This window comes from Pseudoteredinibacter isoporae, from assembly GCF_011602085.1.
Taxonomy (GTDB): Bacteria; Pseudomonadota; Gammaproteobacteria; order Pseudomonadales; family Cellvibrionaceae; genus Pseudoteredinibacter; species Pseudoteredinibacter isoporae.
Map to the genome: position 1 here is coordinate 1,037,345 of NZ_JAAONY010000001.1, position 19,270 is coordinate 1,056,614.

The 19,270-nt window shown below is 49.8% G+C and carries 19 protein-coding genes; 8 read left to right on the top strand and 11 right to left on the bottom strand.

The window, feature by feature from the left end:
* Positions 1–4: 4 nt before the first annotated feature.
* From G8768_RS04475 to G8768_RS04495, 5 genes are all read right to left on the bottom strand, one after another.
* Entirely contained in the window at positions 5–1,612 is a 1,608-nt protein-coding gene (locus G8768_RS04475; protein ID WP_166850699.1) for a GMC family oxidoreductase, read from the bottom strand.
* Between the two features lie 101 nt (positions 1,613–1,713).
* Complete coding sequence (locus G8768_RS04480) at positions 1,714–2,274, bottom strand: hypothetical protein (protein WP_166850697.1); 561 nt, start codon at positions 2,272–2,274, stop codon at positions 1,714–1,716.
* A gap of 53 nt (positions 2,275–2,327) precedes the next feature.
* Complete coding sequence (locus G8768_RS04485; protein WP_166850695.1) at positions 2,328–2,684, bottom strand: nuclear transport factor 2 family protein; 357 nt, start codon at positions 2,682–2,684, stop codon at positions 2,328–2,330.
* A 42-nt stretch (positions 2,685–2,726) separates the two neighbouring features.
* Complete coding sequence (locus G8768_RS04490) at positions 2,727–3,521, bottom strand: aldo/keto reductase (protein ID WP_166850692.1); 795 nt, start codon at positions 3,519–3,521, stop codon at positions 2,727–2,729.
* Complete coding sequence (locus G8768_RS04495; RefSeq protein ID WP_166850688.1) at positions 3,518–4,762, bottom strand: FAD-dependent oxidoreductase; 1,245 nt, start codon at positions 4,760–4,762, stop codon at positions 3,518–3,520. The genes G8768_RS04490 and G8768_RS04495 overlap by 4 nt, the downstream gene beginning before the upstream one ends.
* 158 nt (positions 4,763–4,920) lie before the next feature.
* On the opposite strand from G8768_RS04495, the gene waaA reads away from it, so the two are divergent.
* A complete protein-coding gene (gene waaA / locus G8768_RS04500) occupies positions 4,921–6,237 on the top strand; it encodes a lipid IV(A) 3-deoxy-D-manno-octulosonic acid transferase (RefSeq protein ID WP_166850685.1) in 1,317 nt (438 codons plus the stop codon).
* Positions 6,238–6,251: 14 nt separating this feature from the next.
* Here waaA and G8768_RS04505 read toward each other — a convergent pair whose 3' ends face one another.
* Both G8768_RS04505 and G8768_RS04510 read right to left on the bottom strand, forming a co-directional pair.
* Positions 6,252–7,511, bottom strand: coding sequence for a M48 family metallopeptidase (locus G8768_RS04505; RefSeq protein ID WP_166850682.1), 1,260 nt, complete (start codon positions 7,509–7,511; stop codon positions 6,252–6,254).
* Between the two features lie 6 nt (positions 7,512–7,517).
* A complete protein-coding gene (locus tag G8768_RS04510; RefSeq protein WP_166850679.1) occupies positions 7,518–8,939 on the bottom strand; it encodes a YjgN family protein in 1,422 nt (473 codons plus the stop codon).
* Positions 8,940–9,170: 231 nt separating this feature from the next.
* On the opposite strand from G8768_RS04510, the gene G8768_RS04515 reads away from it, so the two are divergent.
* From G8768_RS04515 to smrA, 4 genes are read left to right on the top strand one after another with little or no spacing between them, the layout of a single operon-like run.
* Entirely contained in the window at positions 9,171–9,536 is a 366-nt protein-coding gene (locus G8768_RS04515) for a DUF2750 domain-containing protein (RefSeq protein WP_166850676.1), read from the top strand.
* 1 nt (position 9,537) lies between these two features.
* Positions 9,538–10,428: a radical SAM protein gene (locus G8768_RS04520; protein ID WP_166850673.1), complete on the top strand. Its 891-nt coding sequence runs from the start codon at positions 9,538–9,540 to the stop codon at positions 10,426–10,428.
* A 14-nt stretch (positions 10,429–10,442) separates the two neighbouring features.
* The gene (locus tag G8768_RS04525) at positions 10,443–10,892 is read left to right on the top strand and encodes an acyl-CoA thioesterase (protein WP_166850670.1); all 450 of its coding nucleotides are present in this window, start codon (positions 10,443–10,445) and stop codon (positions 10,890–10,892) included.
* Between the two features lie 43 nt (positions 10,893–10,935).
* A complete protein-coding gene (gene smrA, locus G8768_RS04530) occupies positions 10,936–11,511 on the top strand; it encodes a DNA endonuclease SmrA (RefSeq protein ID WP_166850667.1) in 576 nt (191 codons plus the stop codon).
* 49 nt (positions 11,512–11,560) lie between these two features.
* Here smrA and G8768_RS04535 read toward each other — a convergent pair whose 3' ends face one another.
* Positions 11,561–12,535 carry a LysR family transcriptional regulator gene (locus tag G8768_RS04535; RefSeq protein WP_166850664.1) on the bottom strand — a complete coding sequence of 325 codons (975 nt, stop codon included), beginning with the start codon at positions 12,533–12,535 and terminating at the stop codon, positions 11,561–11,563.
* A gap of 110 nt (positions 12,536–12,645) precedes the next feature.
* Between G8768_RS04535 and G8768_RS04540 the strand changes: the two genes are divergently transcribed.
* The 3 genes from G8768_RS04540 to G8768_RS04550 are packed head-to-tail and all read left to right on the top strand — an operon-like array spanning position 12,646 to position 14,245.
* Positions 12,646–13,359 (top strand): SDR family NAD(P)-dependent oxidoreductase, encoded by a 714-nt coding sequence (locus G8768_RS04540; protein ID WP_166850661.1) that lies wholly within the window; start codon positions 12,646–12,648, stop codon positions 13,357–13,359.
* 25 nt (positions 13,360–13,384) lie between these two features.
* Entirely contained in the window at positions 13,385–13,849 is a 465-nt protein-coding gene (locus tag G8768_RS04545; protein WP_166850659.1) for a hypothetical protein, read from the top strand.
* Between the two features lie 9 nt (positions 13,850–13,858).
* The gene (locus G8768_RS04550; protein ID WP_166850657.1) at positions 13,859–14,245 is read left to right on the top strand and encodes a hypothetical protein; all 387 of its coding nucleotides are present in this window, start codon (positions 13,859–13,861) and stop codon (positions 14,243–14,245) included.
* Positions 14,246–14,251: 6 nt separating this feature from the next.
* On the opposite strand, the gene G8768_RS04555 is transcribed toward G8768_RS04550, so the two are convergent.
* The 3 genes from G8768_RS04555 to G8768_RS04565 all read right to left on the bottom strand — a co-directional run bounded on the left by G8768_RS04555 (position 14,252) and on the right by G8768_RS04565 (position 19,146).
* Complete coding sequence (locus G8768_RS04555) at positions 14,252–15,379, bottom strand: hypothetical protein (RefSeq protein ID WP_166850654.1); 1,128 nt, start codon at positions 15,377–15,379, stop codon at positions 14,252–14,254.
* 126 nt (positions 15,380–15,505) lie between these two features.
* Positions 15,506–16,909, bottom strand: a complete 1,404-nt coding sequence (locus G8768_RS04560; RefSeq protein WP_166850651.1) for a PepSY-associated TM helix domain-containing protein — start codon at positions 16,907–16,909, stop codon at positions 15,506–15,508.
* Positions 16,909–19,146: a TonB-dependent receptor gene (locus G8768_RS04565; protein WP_166850648.1), complete on the bottom strand. Its 2,238-nt coding sequence runs from the start codon at positions 19,144–19,146 to the stop codon at positions 16,909–16,911. Before G8768_RS04565 ends, G8768_RS04560 begins: the two co-directional genes overlap by 1 nt.
* Positions 19,147–19,270 lie beyond the last annotated feature (124 nt).

Here is a 19,270-nt window from a genome sequence, read left to right on the forward strand (position 1 = left end):
TGGGTTACCCAGCCTTATCGGTTTCCAGAATCATGTCTGAGGCTTTTTCGGCAATCATCATGGTTGGGGCATTGGTATTGCCGCTGACGACAGTGGGCATAATTGAGGCGTCGATTACGCGCAGACCTTCCAGGCCATGAACACGAAGTTGTTCATCCACCACGGCCATATCGTCAGAACCCATTTTGCAGGTTCCCACAGGATGGTAAATATGCTGGGCATTGTTGCGGATGAACGTTTCGAGATCGTCGTCGCTGTTGCAGCTTGTCCCGGGGCTGATTTCCAAACCGCTGACATCCTGAAGGGCTTTACCTTTAAGCAACTCGCGGCCGCGCTTAACGGCATTGCTCAGCAATTTCAGATCGTCTTCTTCGCTTAACAGGTTCAGATCAATTTCCGGGTCGGCTGTCGGGTCTGAGCTGGCGAGGCTGACCTGTCCACGGCTTTTAGGGCGCAGCACACAGACATGTAAACTGTGGCCGTACTTGCTGTAGTAATCGGTATCGCGTCCGTGATCACCCATGGCTACTGGTGAAAAATGCAACTGAATATCAGGGGTTTCTGCATGTTCGCCGACTTTGATAAAGCCACCGGCCTCGGCGATAACCGAGGTTAAATTGCCGCGACGGGCAAATACAAACTGAAAGAAGGCCTTGGTTTGATTCCACAGGGCCTTGGGACGGGTAAGCGCAAAGCTGGTACCGGTGGTTTCTTCGGTAGTGATCAATACATCAACGTGTTCCTGCAGGTTCTCACCGACACCGGGCAGTTCATGTACGGGATCAATATTGTGTTTCTCAAGCTGTTCCTTGCTGCCGACACCCGACAACATCAGCAGCTGGGGCGAGCCAAAGGCGCCGGAGCTTAATAGAACTTCCCTGTTGGCTTTCAGAATTCGGCGTTGGCCATTTTCAATAATTTCCACACCGCAGGCACGTTTGTCTTCAAAGATAATTTTGCTGGCGCGCACGCCTTTGATCAGTGTGAGGTTGCTGCGTTTGTTCAGCACTGGATGCAGATAGGCGGCGGCAGCACTGCAGCGCAGACCGTTTTTCTGGGTCGTCTGATACCAGCCGACGCCTTCCTGATCGTCGCCATTAAAATCCTGGGTCGCTTTTTCGCCCTGTTCTATTGCTGAGTCCAAAAAGGCCTGACAAAGCTGGTGCTGACTGCGCAGATCCGCTACATTCAAAGGGCCGCCTGTGCCATGAAATTCATTGGCGCCGCGCTCCTGATGCTGTGAGCGTTTGAAGTAGGGTAGAACCTCATCATAGCTCCAGCCAGTATTACCCGCTGCGGCCCAGCTGTCGTAATCCTGTTTTTGACCGCGCACATACAGCATGGCATTGATCGAGCTGCTGCCCCCCAATACCTTGCCGCGCGGGCAATAGATCTCGCGATCGTTCATGTTTTTCTGGGCGGTGGAGTTAAAGTTCCAGTTAAACAAGCCCCCTGCCAGGCTGGCCAGGATTCCCAGCGGCGTATACACCAGCGGGTTACGGTCACTGCCACCTGCTTCAATTAAGCAAACACGGTTTTCGGGATTCGCTGATAAGCGATTCGCCAACACACAACCCGCCGAACCGGCGCCAACAATAATGTAATCGTACATGGGAAAGGGGCCACTCTATTGTTTTAATCTCTGGCGCTATGGTAATGAAAAGCGTTTGTGTTTAAGTTGAGCCGTTTGACAATAGGCGCCAGAGTTGGGTCTCACGCAGTTGCGACACTTTCGGTTGGCGAATGGTAGAGAGACCATGCACTGGTGACCACAAAAAGAATAAGTCCCCAAACAAACAGTGCCCCTGAAATGATATATAGCGCTATGCCACTGCTTGCTTTACTCGGAAAAGCCCTCAGTTCACTCCATGCTGCTTGATCATAAGCTAGTGAGACAAGAGCGAGTGCGGAGCCGCAGGCGATTATCGAGCAGAGCATCGAAATCCAGGCGGCAACCATTGAAAATTTTGCAAAGCTACCTGGTTTTGGGGTCATAAGAATCTTTTCAGAAAACGTAATCGATGCTACGAAAATAGCGGTTACCAAAGTGAAAAACATTTTGCTGAGATCTTTTACTTGGGGGTATTCAATCTTAATATATCGATCTGCAACGATTTTTCGGCAATTCACATACTCCGCGTATCCTCCATCTCGATTACAATTGGTATATTCTCCTTCCGTATGAAGAGGGTTTAAAGCACTTAAAACTGACAAGCTTAAACCAATGGTAAAAATCAAAAAGTACAGGCCAATAAAAATATTTCCTTTTTTCATATTAGTGCCTTCTCTGTTTTATTTGTATTGATGCGCTCTCTGTGTTTTTACTGTTAAGTTGGAATCGGTAAATTATGCGCTTTTAGAAAACTCAATTTATCCCAGTAGCCACGCTGAAAAAGAATCAGACCATTTTCGATTTGAAAGAATCCGCAACCTCGAAGTCCGATAGGGTCTTTCCATTCCAAGATGGCCCAGTCGCCGTCTTGAAAGATATTCTCAACGATGCAAACCATCTCTGCACTGGCGAACTCATCGGTGAACATCTTGTGTATGGCGGCTTTGCCCACCACGGGCTCGTTGGCGACTTGATGGTTAACCGCATTGTCGGCATAGAAGGTCGCTATCTTATCGGCATTGCCTTCGTTGAAGACATCTACCCATTGCTGAACAATTTGCTTTGGCTGCATTGCATTTCCAGTGTCTAAATAGATTGGCATTGGCAACGTTATTTAGTTAACGCGGAGATAGTTGTTCACATTATCGCGCAAATGCCCCGGATTAATCGTCCCAATAATCGCCGCCGTGCTGCCCGGGTGGGCAAAGACAAACTTCATGCTTTCCAACACGCCGTTTTTTTGATCGTTGTGGGCAATGTGTCCGCTTGCCAGTGCTTTTTTTATCAGGGCCGTTTTATTGTGTTCAGTGCAGTAGTCCAGCACTTTGCCTTCGGCAGTTTCATTGAGGTTGTAGGTGAGCATAACGCAATCGGATTGTTGTGCGGCAGCGATTCCGCCCTCAACCGTTTTGGTGGACATGCCACTGGCGCGTATTAAGCCCGCTTGTTTGAGTTCATTCAGGGCTTCGAGTCCACCCTGTGCAATAGCTTCCATATCGTTGCCATCGGAATGGAGCAGTACCATATCGATATAATCGGTTTTTAAACGACGCAGGCTGCGCTCGACACTGTGGCGAATGTGTTCCGGGCGGAAATCAAAGCTGGATTGGCCATTTTCAAATTCTTCACCGGCTTTGCTGACGATGACCCAATCCTGTCGGCTACCTTGTAGCAGTTGGCCCAAGCGTTCTTCACTATTGCCATAAGCTGGAGCAGTGTCGATCAGGTTGATGCCGCAATTTCTGGCTGTCGCGAGCAGGGTTTTCGCTTCTTCGTCGCTGGGCAGGTTAAAAGCCGTTGGGTATTTAACACCTTGATTGCGTCCCAGTTTTACGGTGCCCAGCCCAAGAGGGCTGATGGAAAAATCCAAACCGGGAGCGGGGTTTTGGGGAAGTTGTACCTGACTCATTTTATGTGTTCCGCATCGCCACTGTGTGTATTTGAGTTTGCAAAGAGCCTGTCCCATGGTGCTGGAGCTATTTTTGCTTTGCTCAATCGCGGCAGGGGTAAATCTTGGGGTAGTGACGTTTTATTTACGGGCAGTAAAGCCATCGCTTGATCGGCAAAGTTCGGGCTGAGGGCCAGTTTGGTCGGCCAGCCCACAATAACGTTATCGATTCCCTCTGCACGGGATGCAAAAGCCTTGTCGGGGCGAACCAACCCTTTCTGCTTGGGCTCGGCTCGATTGATGGGCAGGCTGCACCATTCGGCATCACTGAAATCCAACCAGGGAAAGAGTTCTCGCAGTTCTTTCTTGGCGCAGGTGATCACTTCCGCCTCGCTTTGCTTGGCGCCGGCTTCCGCCAGGCTGCCACCTAAATACCAGACTTGTTCCCCCTCAGTACTGTCGGCGCAGGGATGACTGGAAATGGTTAAGCGCGGTGTGCTTTCGGCGCCCATGCAATGGCCATAAAAACGATAGGGCAGAGTATGCTTTACACAAACTTGCTGCAGTGGACGTCGTTGCATAGCGGGTTTTTCCAGACCCAACGATTCCAGTAGGGCTGCATTACCTTCGCCAGCGCAAAAAATAAAGTTTCGGGCGCGTATTTCCTGGGCTTTGTCGCTCTTGCTGTTTAATAGCAGATGCGCACTTTTACCGTCTTTTTTCCAGTGATGATCAGAGGGCAATTTAAAGATTCGTTCGCTTAAGGGCTGGCTCAATGCGTTAAGCAGTGAAGGCGTGTCTACCACAATATCGAGGAGTTTATAGACCTGAGCCTGGTCTTGCCCTTTGAACAATTCGGGGAGTTCATCACCGCTGACGGCTTCGACGCGGCCGCGGGTTAATTTACTGGCCAGGAAGGTGCTGATTTTTGAGCTACTTTGTTGGCTGGAAAACATATAAAAGTCTTCGCTGAGCAGTTTGGCTTCACTCAGGTCGATTTCGCCATGACCGGCAAAACACTCGCCCCAGCGGCGGGGCATGTCGGCAATCGCTTCTGAGGCTCCGCTTAGGGCACCGGCCAGGGTGTATTTGATGCCGCCATGAATCATGCCTTGTGAGGCCAGGGTTTGTCCGGCACCCAGAGCATCTCGCTCGAACAATGCGCAGTGGCGCCCTTGCTGATGCAGTCGGTTGAGCAACCACAGGCCGGCAACGCCACCGCCGATGATGGCGGTATCGAGTTCAATATAGGCTTGAGCCATGGTGCGAAGGCCCCCTTAAGGCAAGAGCTGTATGGTATTGGCAGATTGTTTTATTATACCGCGAATTAATGAAGAATCTTGCTGGTGTATGTTCACACTCATGGAACCACCCTGGCGAGCTAAAAAAGCGTCAACCTCTGAGTGCGAACAGGACTTCAATGCGTTTTTTCTACAGTCTTATTTTTTATCTGGCGTTGCCTTTGGTTCTGTTGCGACTGCTGTGGCGAGCCATCAAGGCCCCGGCCTACGCCAAGCGCTGGCAGGAACGTTTTGCGCTGTTTCCGAAGCCTGATGATGGACGTCCGTTGATTTGCCTGCATTCGGTTTCTGTGGGTGAGACCATTGCTGCAAGCCCCCTGATCAAGCGCCTGTTGCAAGATTACCCCGAGCATCAGTTAATGGTGACAACAACGACCCCAACGGGCTCTGCGCTATTGCAGGAGCGATTCGGCGATCAGGTTTTGCATGTCTATCTGCCTTATGATTTGCCCGATGCCATGGCGCGCTTTCTGGGTAAGCTAAATCCGGAAATTCTGTTGATCATGGAGACCGAGCTTTGGCCGAATTTACTGGCCGCCTGTCAGCAGCGTGGCATTCCCAGCTTATTGTTAAATGGTCGCCTGTCCGAGCGTTCTGCCCGGGGTTATCAGCGGGTTTCGGCCCTAAGTCAGCCAATGTTTGCAGCTCTGGATGGGGTCTATGCGCAGACTTCCGCCGATCAGGAGCGTTTTATTGCAAGCGGCGCCAAAGCTGAGCATTGCGAGGTAAGCGGCAATATTAAATTTGATTTGCAGTTGAGTGAGGAGCTTCGAGCTCAGGCTGCTGTGCTGCGCAAACAGTGGCAAGGTGGTTCGGAGGAGTTGGGTGATGTTGAAGGCGCTGAGAAGCGTTTTATTATTGCCGCTGCGTCCACTCACCCCGGCGAAGATGAAATTATTTTGCAGGCGTTTCAGCAATTGCTGGCGAAAAAACCAAATGCCCGCCTGTTGCTGGTGCCCCGCCATCCTGAAAGATTTAAGGACGTTGCTCGCTTGATTGAGGCCAGTAACTTGTCGATGCAGCGGCGCAGTGAAAGCCGAAGTCTGAAAGCGCTAGCGGAAGATTGTCAGGTAATTCTTGGCGATACCATGGGTGAAATGCTGTGCTTTTTTGGTGCGGTGGATGCTGCGTTTATCGGTGGCAGCCTGGTTGATCGGGGTGGCCACAATATGATTGAAGCCGCTGCATGGGGGTTGCCTATTGTGACCGGTAAGAGCTGCTTTAATTTTGCCGAGGCGAATGCTTTGTTGCAGAATGCCGGTGCATTGCGGCAGGTTAGCAATGCCAATGAATTGGCCGCCCATTGGTTAGAGTTGATCAGTAATCCAGAGGTCGCTCGAAGCATGTCAGACAGTGCATTGAGCGTTGCGGAAGGGAATCGAGGGGCTTTGGATAAAATGATGATGGGCATTGCTGCCCATCTTAATAAACGCTAGAAAAACAGCAGCGCTTATTTGACCGCTGGTGCCGGGCAATCAGTACCGCCGGCAGCTTCAATGCGTTCTTCGGTCGCCGGGTGAGTTTGCATATAATTGAAGACCTCGCTGAAATCGATCTCTTCGTCGAGGCCCAATTGTTTTTTAAGGCGTTCTTTCCAACCAGGTTCTTTGTTGTCGTCTTTGTTTTCGCCTGTAGTTTCTTCCGGTGATGTTTCTGACAGGGCTTCTGGTGAGGCTGCTTCGGGAGAAACTTCTTTGGGTGTAGCTTCACCTTCCTGATTGCTGATGTCTTTGGTTTTTTCAGTCGGTGTCAGCTTGGCATCTTCGACAACGACATCCGTAACATCGGCAAAGCCATGAGACGCCATCAAGTGATTCAAGCCTGCGCCCAGGCAGCTGCTCGGTACTTGCAGTTGTTGCAATTGATTTATCGAAAACTGATCGGCTTCGCGTTCCAGATCGCGGCTGTAAGACAATTGCTGGAACAGCACCGGACCAGAAACCAGAACTGTTTCTGCCAGGGCGCTGATGTCTCCGACGATAACCGTGAGCAGTGCCACGGTTCCCAGTGACTGAATCACATTGCGCAAGCCGTGGTGTTGCTCCACATGGCCGGCTTCGTGGGCGAGTACCGCAAGAATTTCATTTTCATTATTCAGTGCGGTAACCAGGTCATCGGTCACCAGAATGTGCCCGCCAGGCAGTGCAAAAGCGTTAGCCCCCATGGCCGGGCTGTTCTTGCTCAATAGGGTATAGCGTTGATTCTCAGGCAGGCGCTGCCAGGCTCGGTCGAGCAGTGAGCGTTGGTTTTCATCCAGTTTGCTTTCCTTAAAATAGTTTTCCATCTGTTTTAAGGCTTGTTCGTCCAGAGTCAGCAGCACTTCCTTGGGGATGCGTGGAGACAGCTCTTTGGCGAGAATGGGAAGCCCCACTTTGATGTACAGCAAAGTCACCAGTGGCAGCATCAACAAGGCCAATAGCGCAAAATGACGGCTGCGCTCCCAGTAATGCACCAAGCGTAAATGATGTTTGGGTTGGAAGATCGCTTCTATGGAAGCATGGTCCTCACATTCAACACAATCGCCGTTTGGAAACTCAATACGATAAGGCATACGGCCGATAGGGGCGGAGAGTGTGCAGTCACCCAAAGCAAGATTCTGCAATATCTCCCCGTTTTGGCTGTGCAGGGTCAGCTGAGATTCTTGATGGAGAATCTCAGCGTGAATCTGCTCAGAGCTGCCCGCTCTGTAATACCGTCCAAAAATTCCCATGCTTGATTAAAATCCAAAGTCGAAATCAAAGGCTTCGCCCACTTCATCACCTACGGCATTGGTGTGAAGCTGATTGTGGGCGATGAACTGATCGCTGTCGCCACGGTATTCAATGGATTCCAGCTGCATTCTCAGCAGGCGAATTTTGATCCATGGATACGCAAAACCAAGGGTAATCACCATTAGCAGGGTGTTGATCACCCACAGTTTGGCATAGGCAAATACACTCAGCTGTGAGCGAAACTCGATATCACCCAGTTCCAGGGTGTTGAACGTATCGTTAAAAATACGACCACGCCAGAACGCATAAGCGGCCATATACGAGGCAATCATCAGGCCATAAATAAAGATAAAGGCCAGGATCATCAGCACGATCATGGTTGGGCTGCCGTCGAATTCCAGTCCCAGACCGAGAACGATGGCTGCACCAATACCCACTATAATACCGCCGGCAATCATAATGACCATGCCCGCCGCGATCGAAATACCAAAGGCAATCCAGAAGTGCTCAAAGAACTTTCCGCGTTTCAAATCCACATTGAACAAGCTGCGGCCATATTGGCTGTGCCGTGTAGTGAAGTTGCGCACATCGCAGATAAAAATCGGGAAGATGAATGCCAGGGTGATCATGATTAGGCCATAGAAGCCCATAAGGCGAGTAAATGATTCCATGTCGGGCATGGCTACGTTATCAAGGTCGTCGTCCGCATTGCCCCATTCTTCTTCTGGGCTCATTACGCCATCTTCATTTTCCGCCAGATCGTATTCACTCAGATCCTCGGTGTCTTCCTGATAAGATTCGGCAGCCTCTTCGGCTTCCAATCTTTCCAGTTCTTCCATCTCAGTTTGGTATTGTTGCTCAGCACGTTGTTCAGCTTCTTCGCTCCAGGCCAGCAGTTCATTACTGATGTAGATCATTCCGGCAGCGGCAACCAGCAGTGCCACGAGATAAGGCCAAAGGGCTTTATAGGCTTCGCTGATTTTGCCACTAAATCCAAAACGAATATTACGCAAGCTGGTGTGGCGCAGGCGAAAACCGAGTGCGCGAACCAAAAACATGGGTAACAAGCCAAGAACAATGGCCGCTGAAATAAAAGGAATGGCGTTGTGCAGCAGGGCGCCCTGTGACCAGCCAATCAGCAGGACAACGGCGATAATTCGACCAAAAAGAATTTGCAAAGGCTTGCCATGGAAGTCAAACCGCCCGCCGGCAACTTCGGTATGGCCGTAGAAGTAGCGGCGTTCGCGGACAGTAGCCCAGGCTGAGTAAATGCCGAGGGTAAGCAGCGTCAAAACCAGGTTTACGATCCAGATGCGGAAGTACTCGCCTCCGGTGCCGTGGAATTTCACCAATTGCCAGGGTTGCTCTGGCTGGGGAGCCGGCGGGGCATCGTGTTCAGCTGGAGAGATTTCTGGAGCGTCCGACATGTATTTCCTTCCTTCTTGAGGTTAAATCCTTTCGTATTGACATACGATCTGAGGGCTAGTGTCTAAGCCGCAATAAGCAAGTGTACGCCAAAAGCCCTTTGCCCAGCCAGACCAGCTATGAAATTCAGAGTTTTGCCTTAGTGACATGTAAAGCTCATCACAAAGTCTAATCGCCAGGAGGAAAATCCAGTACAATGGCACGCTTAAACTGCCTGATCAGAAGAGAGCCCCATGACGGAAGTATTGTCATCCAATATTGAAGAGAATTTCGACCGATTTATTGTTGAAGCCCTTGAAACCGGTTGCGTATGGGGCCTTGAAGGTCCGGAAGGTTGGGCGCTTTGCCCGTCTGAGCAGTACACCGAAACCGATGTAATGCCCTTTTGGAGCCAGCCTGAGTTCGCCAAACAGCATTGTGTGGAGGATTGGGCGGTGTACCAGCCAGTTGCTGTCTCTGTAGAAGAGTTTATGGATAAGTGGTTGCCCGGCATGCATGATGATGTCTACCTGGTTGGTATCAACTGGGACAATGAAATGGAAGGCATGGAAATCGAACCACTGGATCTGTTGGAAGAATTCGAAAACGAAATCAGCTGATATGTACCCCCTGAACTACATCGAGCCGGTTTTTCGCCCTCCTAGCGAGTGGAAATCACTGATTCTGCAAGTGGCCAATGGCTGTTCCTACAACAAGTGTACCTTCTGTGAAATGTACACCATGGAGCAGAAGCGTTTTAAGCCTAAAAAAACCGATGTGATCGAAGCGGAATTACGTCAGATTGCCGAAGCGGGCTATCCGGTACAACGCATTTTCCTGGCTGATGGCGATGCCATGACCTTATCGGTGCGTCGGCTGCGCGAAATTCTGCAATTAATTCGGGATTACTTCCCGAATGTCAGTCGCGTGTCTTCCTATTGTTTACCCCGCAACCTCAAAAATAAAACCGTTGACGATCTTCAGGAACTGCGTTCGCTGGGCTTAAGCTTGATGTATGTAGGCTGTGAATCTGGAGATAACGAAGTATTGGAGCGGGTGCGCAAAGGTGAAAGCTATGACAGTTCTTTGGACGCTCTGAAGAAAATTAAAGCCGCGGGTATGAAGAGTTCGGTGATGATTTTAAACGGTTTGGGTGGGCCGAGCTTGAGCGAGCAGCATGCGATTCAATCGGCTCGCTTGATGAATGAGGCTCAACCGGACTACTTGTCTACCCTCGTTGTCGAGTTTCCTCGCGGCAGTGACGATTTTGAAGCGGCTTTTGAAATCCCCTGGCGCAAGCTGGAGCAACTTGAATTGTTCCGGGAAATGGAATTGTTGTTAGATCATCTGGAGTTGGATAAAACCATTTTCCGTAGCGATCATGCGTCCAACTATCTCGTGCTTAAAGGCGTTCTGGGTAAAGACAAAGATAAATTGCTGAACACCGTTCGCACCGCAATTAATAAACCGGGAATGATACCGCTGCGCCAGGAATGGCAGCGGGGCCTGTAACAGGATTAGGCGAAATGAATGACATTGAATGGGATTATCCAAACCCCTATACCGTTGAGGTGACGGTTGCAGAAGAAGATATCGACGGATTGAATCATGCCAATAATGCGGTGTATGTAAAGTGGTGTGAAATGGCGGGGTGGGCACATTCCTGCGATCTTGGTCTGGACATTGAGGCGTATCGTGAGCTTGATCGGGCCATGGCCATTCAAAAAGCTGAATACGAATACCTTCAGGCCACTTTGCTTAATGAAGAGCTTTTGGTTGCCACCTGGATCACAGAGAGCGATGGTAAGCTGAGTATGATCCGACGCTTCCAGATTGTTCGTATAAGTGATGGCGCTACCGTATTGCGTGGCCAGTGGAAGGTTGTCTGCATCGAAATGAGCAGTGGTCGTCCGCGTCGTATGCCGCCAGAATTCCGCGACGGGTATGGCGCGGTTTTGGTTGATGTTGCCCCGTAAGAAAAAGCTAGAAGACGTTAGAACGAGCTAGACAGGTTGAGTGATGAGCGACGATGAAGATTTTTTCCGTCAGAGTATGGCGGATGTCCAACCCATTAAACAACCTAAAAGGGTAAACCTGAAATCCAGTAAAACCCAAAGCCCGGGGCTGGAACATCGAAAAAAAGCGGCCGTCGAAGAAATGCCAAGCCACCAGGGTGATCCGCTTTCCGATGAGTGTATAGAACCTATTGATCCGCTGGAGATTATTGGTTTTCAACGCCCGGGCGTGCAACATGGCGTGTATAAGAATTTACGCCTGGGCAAGTACCAGATTGAAGCACGTCTGGACCTGCACCATATGACCATCGAACAGGGTCGCCGAGCCGTGTATCAATTTGTTAAAGATTGCCTGGCACACGATATCCGTTGTAGCTTGATCACCCACGGAAAAGGTGAAGGCCGACAGCAATCCGGCTTGTTAAAAAGCGCTGTCGCCCATTGGCTTCCCCAAATCGATGCGGTTCTTGCTTTCCATTCCGCTCAAAAGCATCACGGTGGTGCCGGTGCAACGTATGTGATGCTGAAAAAAAGCGATCGCAAACGACAGGAAAATATGGAGCGGTTTTCCAAACGTTGAGTTAACGCTGAATTGTGAAACTGCTTCGCTCCGGGGGAGGGAAGTCCAATCAGGTGTGAAGGTTTTCTTCCATATACTGCCCAAACAATCCAATCATCTCCTGTACGATCGGAATGCACTGAACTTCCGGTTTGACAAAGCAACGGCAAGTCCATAAGGGTTGGTCCTCCAGAGGCTTCGCAATAAGCTCTTCATTTAGAATTTCCCGATAGAACATCGAAGCCGGCCCAATGGTGAGGTAATTACTGTTGGAGACAATATTTTTTGCCATGGCAAAGCTGTTGTACACAATATTGGGTTCAAGTTGACCATGGGCGATATTGTCGATGTCGGGTGCCATAGAAGCAGGCACGGCGGCTGAGATTAATTTATGGGATTTGACATCGGTAAGACTGATGCTGCGTTTGTTGGCCAGTTTATGGCCATGTCTCATGACGCAGGTACAAGGCTCGGAGTGGCTCAAAACTTCCTTGAGATCTGTGCTGGCCTCTTCAAGGCTGAACGGTCCTATCGCCAGGTCGAGATTGCCATGCCGCAGGGCATCCAATAGATTTTCAGCGGAATCTACATGGATACGCACAGAAAAAGGATGTTCGGCTTCGGCAAAGTCGAGCAACACTTTGGGAACAAACAACTGTTCTACGATGGGGCCTACACCAATGGATACGTGACCCGAGGACTTATTGCTCATCAGTTGTATCTGACGGGACACGGCGGATATCTGGTTTTCAAGGCCTGTGGCGGCCGTTTGCAGATAGCGAGCTGCTTCGGTTGGCACCATGCCACTGCTGTCTCGGTAGAACAGTTCCAGCCCGAGTTTCTCTTCCAGGCGTCCAAGACGCTTGCTGAGGGTAGGTTGAGACACATTAAGCCGTTCTGAGGCTTTGTTAATGCTGCCCTCTTCAACGATTGTACTTATTAATTTTATGTCTGAGATATCCAGCACATCAGTCACCGTAATGCCTTGATTATCAATCAGTTTGCACCGTTCAATCTTTAAAATCCACTGTCTGATTTCCATCATAAAGTTTCGGCTATAACAATTGTTGGTAACGGTAGCAAAATTATTTCAGTACCCAGAGTCTCTATCCGATTTTAGACTGTTGCTATCAGGTAAGTTTGAGGGTAAATCAAATGGATACTGCGGTAATCGCCGGTGTTGGTGCTGAGAGAGGTTTGGGGGCACAACTGTGCCTTCGTTTCGCCAGTTTGGGTATGCATGTATTAGTTGCAGGGCGCACTCAAGAAAAGTTGGATGTCATTGTAGAGAAAATTGCAGAAGCAGGTGGTTCGGCGGAAGCGGTTCAAACCGATGTTACCCAAGAGGCGGATATTCAGGCTCTGTTTTCCAAGGTAAATGGAAAACTTACTCTCGCGATCTATAACGCCGGGAATAATACGCCCGGTGCGATTCAGGATATGACCGCTGATTATTTTGAGGCAAGTTGGCGTGTCGCTTGTTTTGGTGCGTTTCTATTTGCGCGGGAAGCCTCCAGAATAATGAGCGAGCAGGGCAGCGGTACCATTCTGTTCACGGGAGCGAGTGCTTCTCTGCGCGGTAAGGCCAACTTTGGTGCCTTTACGGCAGCGAAAGCAGGTCTTCGGCAAATGGCTCAAGCGCTGGCCAAAGAATGCGGGCCTCAAGGTATCCATGTTGCCCACGTCATCGTGGACGGTGCCATTAATGGTGAGCGTGTTGCCAAACGCTATCCCGAGTACGCTGCTCGCTTGCAGGAAGATGGCATCAATCTGGAAGGTATTGTCGATGCCTATCAATATCTTTTTGAACAGCAGAACAAAGCCTGGAGTTTTGAGTTGGATTTAAGAACCTCCACTGAAAACTGGTAATTGTTTACGGGGATATGGAGTCGTGATGAATAAATACAGAGTAATTGCTTCGGTCCATGAAGGTGGAGTTTGGGAGCAGCGTTTTAAAGCGCTGGAACAGGCCATAAAAAATGCGTATGGCATTGTGGACCCGAATGCTTCCGTCAGCGTGGTTTGGCAGCGTATCCCGGCCGGACAGGCTTACCTGGCCGGCGAGCCATCGACAACATCGACGGTCGTGCCGCCGGTGCCTGTCGATATCAAACAGGAAATTCGAGAGCAATTTATGCACGCAGTTTGTCAGGAGTGGATGGAGATTACGGGCTGCAGTGTGAATGAAATTATTGTGAATGCGATGAATGAGGATATGGTTGCGAAATACATGCAGATATCCCAGGGGCGTTTGAGCAAGAGTAAAGCTAAATCACGTTTCGCTTTGATGTTTATTACAGCCCTGTTGAAGAAGTGGCTTCGGGGTTATACATCGTTCAATATCAATCTTAAATCCTGAGGACCAGCTATGCCTCTTTATACGATATCAACACGTGGGGAATTATCGGCTGAAGCGAAGGCAAAAGCCGCAATGATGATTACGGATGTGCACTGCGCTCATACCGGTGCGCCAAGGACATTTGTGCAGGTTGTTTTTTCCGAGCATCTGCCTCTTCAGGACGATATGGATTTGCATGTGTTAGCCTCTGCTCGCGCAGGTCGCACTCAGCAGCTAAATGACACCATTGAACAGGATATTGTGCAAGGCATGGAACACATAAGTTCGATACCTTCGTTGAAAATCGGGTATGAGCTTTTTCCAGTCCCGGCGAGCTGGGTGATGGAAGGCGGTGTGATTCTGCCGGAGCCGGGAGAAGAAGCCGAGTGGTTGGAAAAACATCAGCACTCGGCTTAAGGTGGCTTACGCGCTTGAAGGCGCAGGTGGGCTACTGCTTGCGCTTCTGTTGTGTTCCACTGCCTTGTCCGCTGAACCTTCATTTCCCTGTTCTTCACGATGGGGCTCGCCGCATTCAAAGCAAAACTGGTTAAAGCTCATTTGCAATGTGTTGCATGAGCCGCATTCACGTTTAATGCACAGACCGCAGTAGACGCAATATTTATTGTCCGGGCTGGCAAACTTTCGATCACAGGAAGGACAAATGCCCTTGTGAATTTTTTCGAAGGAATTTTCCAGGTTGCGTTCATTGTTCTGTAAGCTGCTGCGGCGACTCTCTTCATCGCGTTGTTCCATTTCCCGTTTCTTTTCCAGGTAATCCTGCAGTTTATGGATCAGGAAACGTCCGATCAGAAAGCAGGCAGCGATGCCGACGATGGAGCGTACATAGCCACCGTAGCTTGGGAAGTAGGGCACAAGCTCAATAAAGAAGGCGTACAGGGAGAAATAGCCCCAGCCGTAAACAAAAGGCCAGTAGTTGGAGTCGCGATAGCGCTTAAACAGAAATACCGCAATGGCCATCAAGGGCAGTACAAACAGCAGGCGAATCAAAAAAGCTTTCAAGGTATTACTGCGCTGTTCCTCGCGCATGATTTTGCGGGCATCCTGCTTTAAGTTACGGATCTCCTGCTGGATCTGGCTGCGCGACTGCTGATTTTGGAGCAGACTCTGTTCCAGTTGATTTTCTTTTTGTGTCGCGTCGGTGATTGCGACTCGCCCTTGCTCAATCCTTTTGCGAATCTGCTCTACCTGGTTGTTGCTCTGGCTGTCTTCGGTGACATAGCGGGAAGCAAGCATTTCTTTATAGTTTTGCTGCTGAATGGCCAACACTTCTTTTAAACCATCCAATTCTGTTCTGACACTCTGCTGATTAAAACCCAGTGTTTCGGCTTCCAAATTACGGGCGTCGAGTGATTTGTTGAGGGCATCCAGTTGGGATTTGTCCAAGTAGTCTTCCAGCTGTATTTGGGTATGGCGATTAGGAAGATTCTGGATGATCAGCGATCCCCCTTGAAGGAGGAAGTAGGTAAATACCAGGGCGATGATATGAAGAAAGATATTAACGATCTTACTGAGTTGGCGGCTGGATTTCATGACAGTCCCTAATTAAGTCAAATGAACGCCACCATACTAGGGATTAGAACTTTTGGGTCAACACGTTTATTGAAAGTATCAATAATTGATACTTTGGGGTTAGATCTGAGGGCTGATTCCCCGGTGTCATGGTACTTGATCTGATGTCAGTTCGGCTTCGGGCTTTGGTTTCTGGATAGCGATCAGGGCTTTATCCAGCAGGCAGACAATAATCAAGCTTGCTCCGAACAGGGGAAGGAACAACATCAGTGCCAGCAAGCCGAGCACGAAGCCGGGGCTCATCGAAAAGGGCTTCTCCGATCTCGCCGAGTTTGTTTGGGGGCGGCGCTTCCACCAGCTGACAAGGCCAAACAGGCTCAAGGCAATAAGCCCAAGAGCGGTAAGTGCTCCCAGTAACTGATTCAATCGTCCGAACAGCGCACCTTCGTGCATGGAAATTCCATAGGACGCCAACTGTTTGACCGGGTGGTAGTGCTGGAATTCGATTCGCATAAGTTCTTCTCCGTTCCAGCGATCAATGTGAACGGTTTTACGGAGACGGCGATCACTGTGCATGGCGCGCACAGACCAGACGCCTTTTGGATTATTGGGTGGTTGAATGGTGATAGGGTAGGCCCAGTCTTCCTGGCTCACTTTTTGAAGAACTTCTGTCAGCCCAATGCTATTGGCTTTTGCGGGTGTTTGCGACTGCAATGGGTTCACCTGCTCTTCCTGACTGTCAAGTTGCCAGAGAGAGTTGTCGATCACCGTTTGTTGGTCTTTGGACTGAAGGGTAATATGCCATTCCTGTCCAGGGCTGTTCCAGCCTGCGAGCTTTTGCAGTGCTTTGAATCCACTGCCCCAAAGTTGGGTCCAGGGTAACCCCGAAACCAGCAGCAAGAGAATGGCAAACGCAAACCAGCTGCCCAGAATTTGGTGCCAGTGTCTTGGCCAGTAGCCGGATCGAGTGCGCGGTGGCCAGAATAAATGCCAAAACGCTGCCTGTGCATTGGGGCTGCGTTTTCGCTGCCTTAGGTAGCTCAACCATAACCCACAAAGGATTAAAACAATGCACCATTGTGCCGCCAGTTCAACGATATAGGAGCCGATCTTTCCGGCGTGCAGCTCGCCATGCAGCTTCTTTAACCACAGCATTAACTGTTGACCTTTTACTGCTTCCTTTAAGAGCTCTCCGTTATGGCGATTCATCCAATACAGCTTTCGTTGTTCGTCTTCATGCAATTCAAACTGAACAACGGGGTTGTTAGCTTGGCTGATTTGAAGTTTTTTAAAACGGGCTCCGGGTTTTTGGGCAAGCAATTGATTAAGCGTGTGTTCCAGGCTGACGGTGTGTTGCTTGATCGATTGGGTCTCCGGGTTTTTCAGCAAGCCTTGATCATGCCACTGCTGATATTCCGATTTGAACAGATACAGGCCGCCACTGGCGGCCAGGGTGATGATCACCGGCAGGCACAGAAGGCCTGCCCAGAAATGCCAGCGCCACAGCAATTGCTCGAAGGCGACGGAATGTTTTTCCTGAAGTGATGGCATCAGAATTGATACCGCCCTTCGAGGTAATAGCTGCGCGATGGCCAGGGGTGTGCCACATAGGCTGTGTCATTGAAGAGATTGTCGACCCCTGCACTGAGGGATAGTGCTTCACTCATGCGCCAACTGACTTTTGTGTTGACAAAAAAGTAGTCGTCAATCGCGCCGAACACTTCGCCGCCCCGATCGCTGTTGTCCAGATTGCCATGACTGTTGCTGGCGTAGCGGAAACTGGAATGCACACTCAGCGCATCATTGACCGGATAGCTGAGCATCACATTGGATCTCCAACTTGGGATTCTTGGAAGGTCATTACCCTCGATGCTGGTGTTGGCGGAGTTTTTGGTAATTTCGGCGTCGGTATAATTCAGATTGAATCTTAAGGAAAGTTTTTCAATCAGGAAATTGCCTTGCTCATAGATAAATTCTGCACCGGAGGTGTTGACTTCATCAATGGCCAAAAAGGTCGAGACGCTGATGTTGTTTCCACCGTCATTGATGGTGCCGCGTTGATTGTAAATTGAGTCTTTGATTTTTTCCCAGAAAACATTGATTTGCAGCTTTCCGGAATCGAATTCATTAATCAAGCTGATGTTGTGATGAATGCCTTGCTCAGGTTCCAGGCTGGCATCCGCGATGAGAACAGCAGTTGCTGCGGCTTCATTGCGATAGAGTTCCTCTACAATGGGAAAACGGTATGCTTGAGCGGCTGAGTAGCGCACACTCCAGCGCTCATTGAGCGTGTAGCCAGCTGAAAACTTCGGCGACCAAGTATTTTCATCGCGTTTGGGGGCTTGAATATTATTGTAGAGACCATCCAGGGTTTTCCATTGTTCGTAGCGCAGTCCCAAGGCGAAGTCGAGGCTCTCTGTGCTCTGCCAGCCCCATTGTGCAAAGGCAGCCGTTGTGGAGGTCTCGCCTTGGCTGGGAGAACGTGTGGAAACGACTGAGCCGTCGTTGGCATTGATATTGAATCCATTGATGGCCAGTTGATAGCGGTCTTTCAACAGTCCGATGGAAAGGCGCATATCGTCCCGGTTAAACAACGAGTCAGTGCCCAGTTTGATATCCAGGGTGTTCCACCCGGTATCTCCAAACTGAGTTAATCGACCGTTACGGCTGCCAAAGTTGGGATCGTCAGGGTTTAAACCGCTGCGGCGTTCTTTATCTTTGATAATTTCAAAGTTGGTGGCGTAAATATCGTAAAACCAGTTGCCCCAAATCTCTGCACTGACACCGAAGCCAAGAAGCAGGCTGTTACGTTCCTGGGTACGCTGCTCAAAGTTTCTGTTTCCCAGGCCCCAATAGGTATTGCCCGAAGCGTCGACAAGATAGTTATTTTTATCCTGTTCTTCCCGTAGCCGGTCTTCATAGGCAATTGTGCCACGCAATTGCATATTGCCCAGTTGGTAATTGAGTTTCAGCTTGTAGAGTTCGGTGGTGGACTCTTCTGCGCCGGAGTCACCAATGTAAATCACATCATCTCCGTATTTGTCTTTTCCACGGATATAGCCGGTAACACCAAGATCATCCAGAGCTTCGGCCTCACTGGCATTGGTGAAATACTGGCTCATAGGTTGACTGTTATTTCGTAAGCGGTTGTAGGAAGCGCTCAAGCTGAGATCATCGATTTTATCTTCATAGGCCATATAAATTTTATTGCCATTGAAGTGATCGTTCGTTGCCAGTTCATTGTAATCCTGACTGAGCAAATGCCCCTGAACAATGAACCGACGTTCCTGTGGTGTACGAGTTTTAATATCGACGACGCCACCCATGGCGTTGCCGGAATACTCCGCAGAATAAGGACCATAAATTACGGTGGCGTTGGCGATTTCATCCGGGCCTAACAGAGACCAGCGCGGCGAGCCTGACCAGCGAGTCTGCAGTAAATAGTGCAGCGGTAAGCCATCGGCAAATACCAGACTGCGAGCGGTTTGAAACATACCCGAACCTCGAATGCCCAGCACGCCATTGGGGTCGCCAACATAACGACGACGTACAACCAGATTGGGTTCATAGGCGATGCTGTCTTCGGCGGTTAACAGACTGATGGCTTTGAGGTCTTCAGCAGTGATGGTGCTGCTTGGGCTGAGGCGGGTGGTGTCAGCAAATAATCGATCTGCGATTACATTAATCTCTTCTATCTCGCTTTTATTGTCTCCGTTATCGGTGGCATAAGCGCTCAGTGACAGTTGGCTGATAGAAATGAAAAAACAGAGTGGTTTGAGTAATCGCAAAGTTTATTCCCCTTAAACAATGTAGATATCATGACAATGCTAGCAGTGCTCGGGAGAGTTTCCGATGTGACAAAGTGACGCGACTTATTAGCTGGAGCTAATGATGGGGTGGCCGTATTGAGCG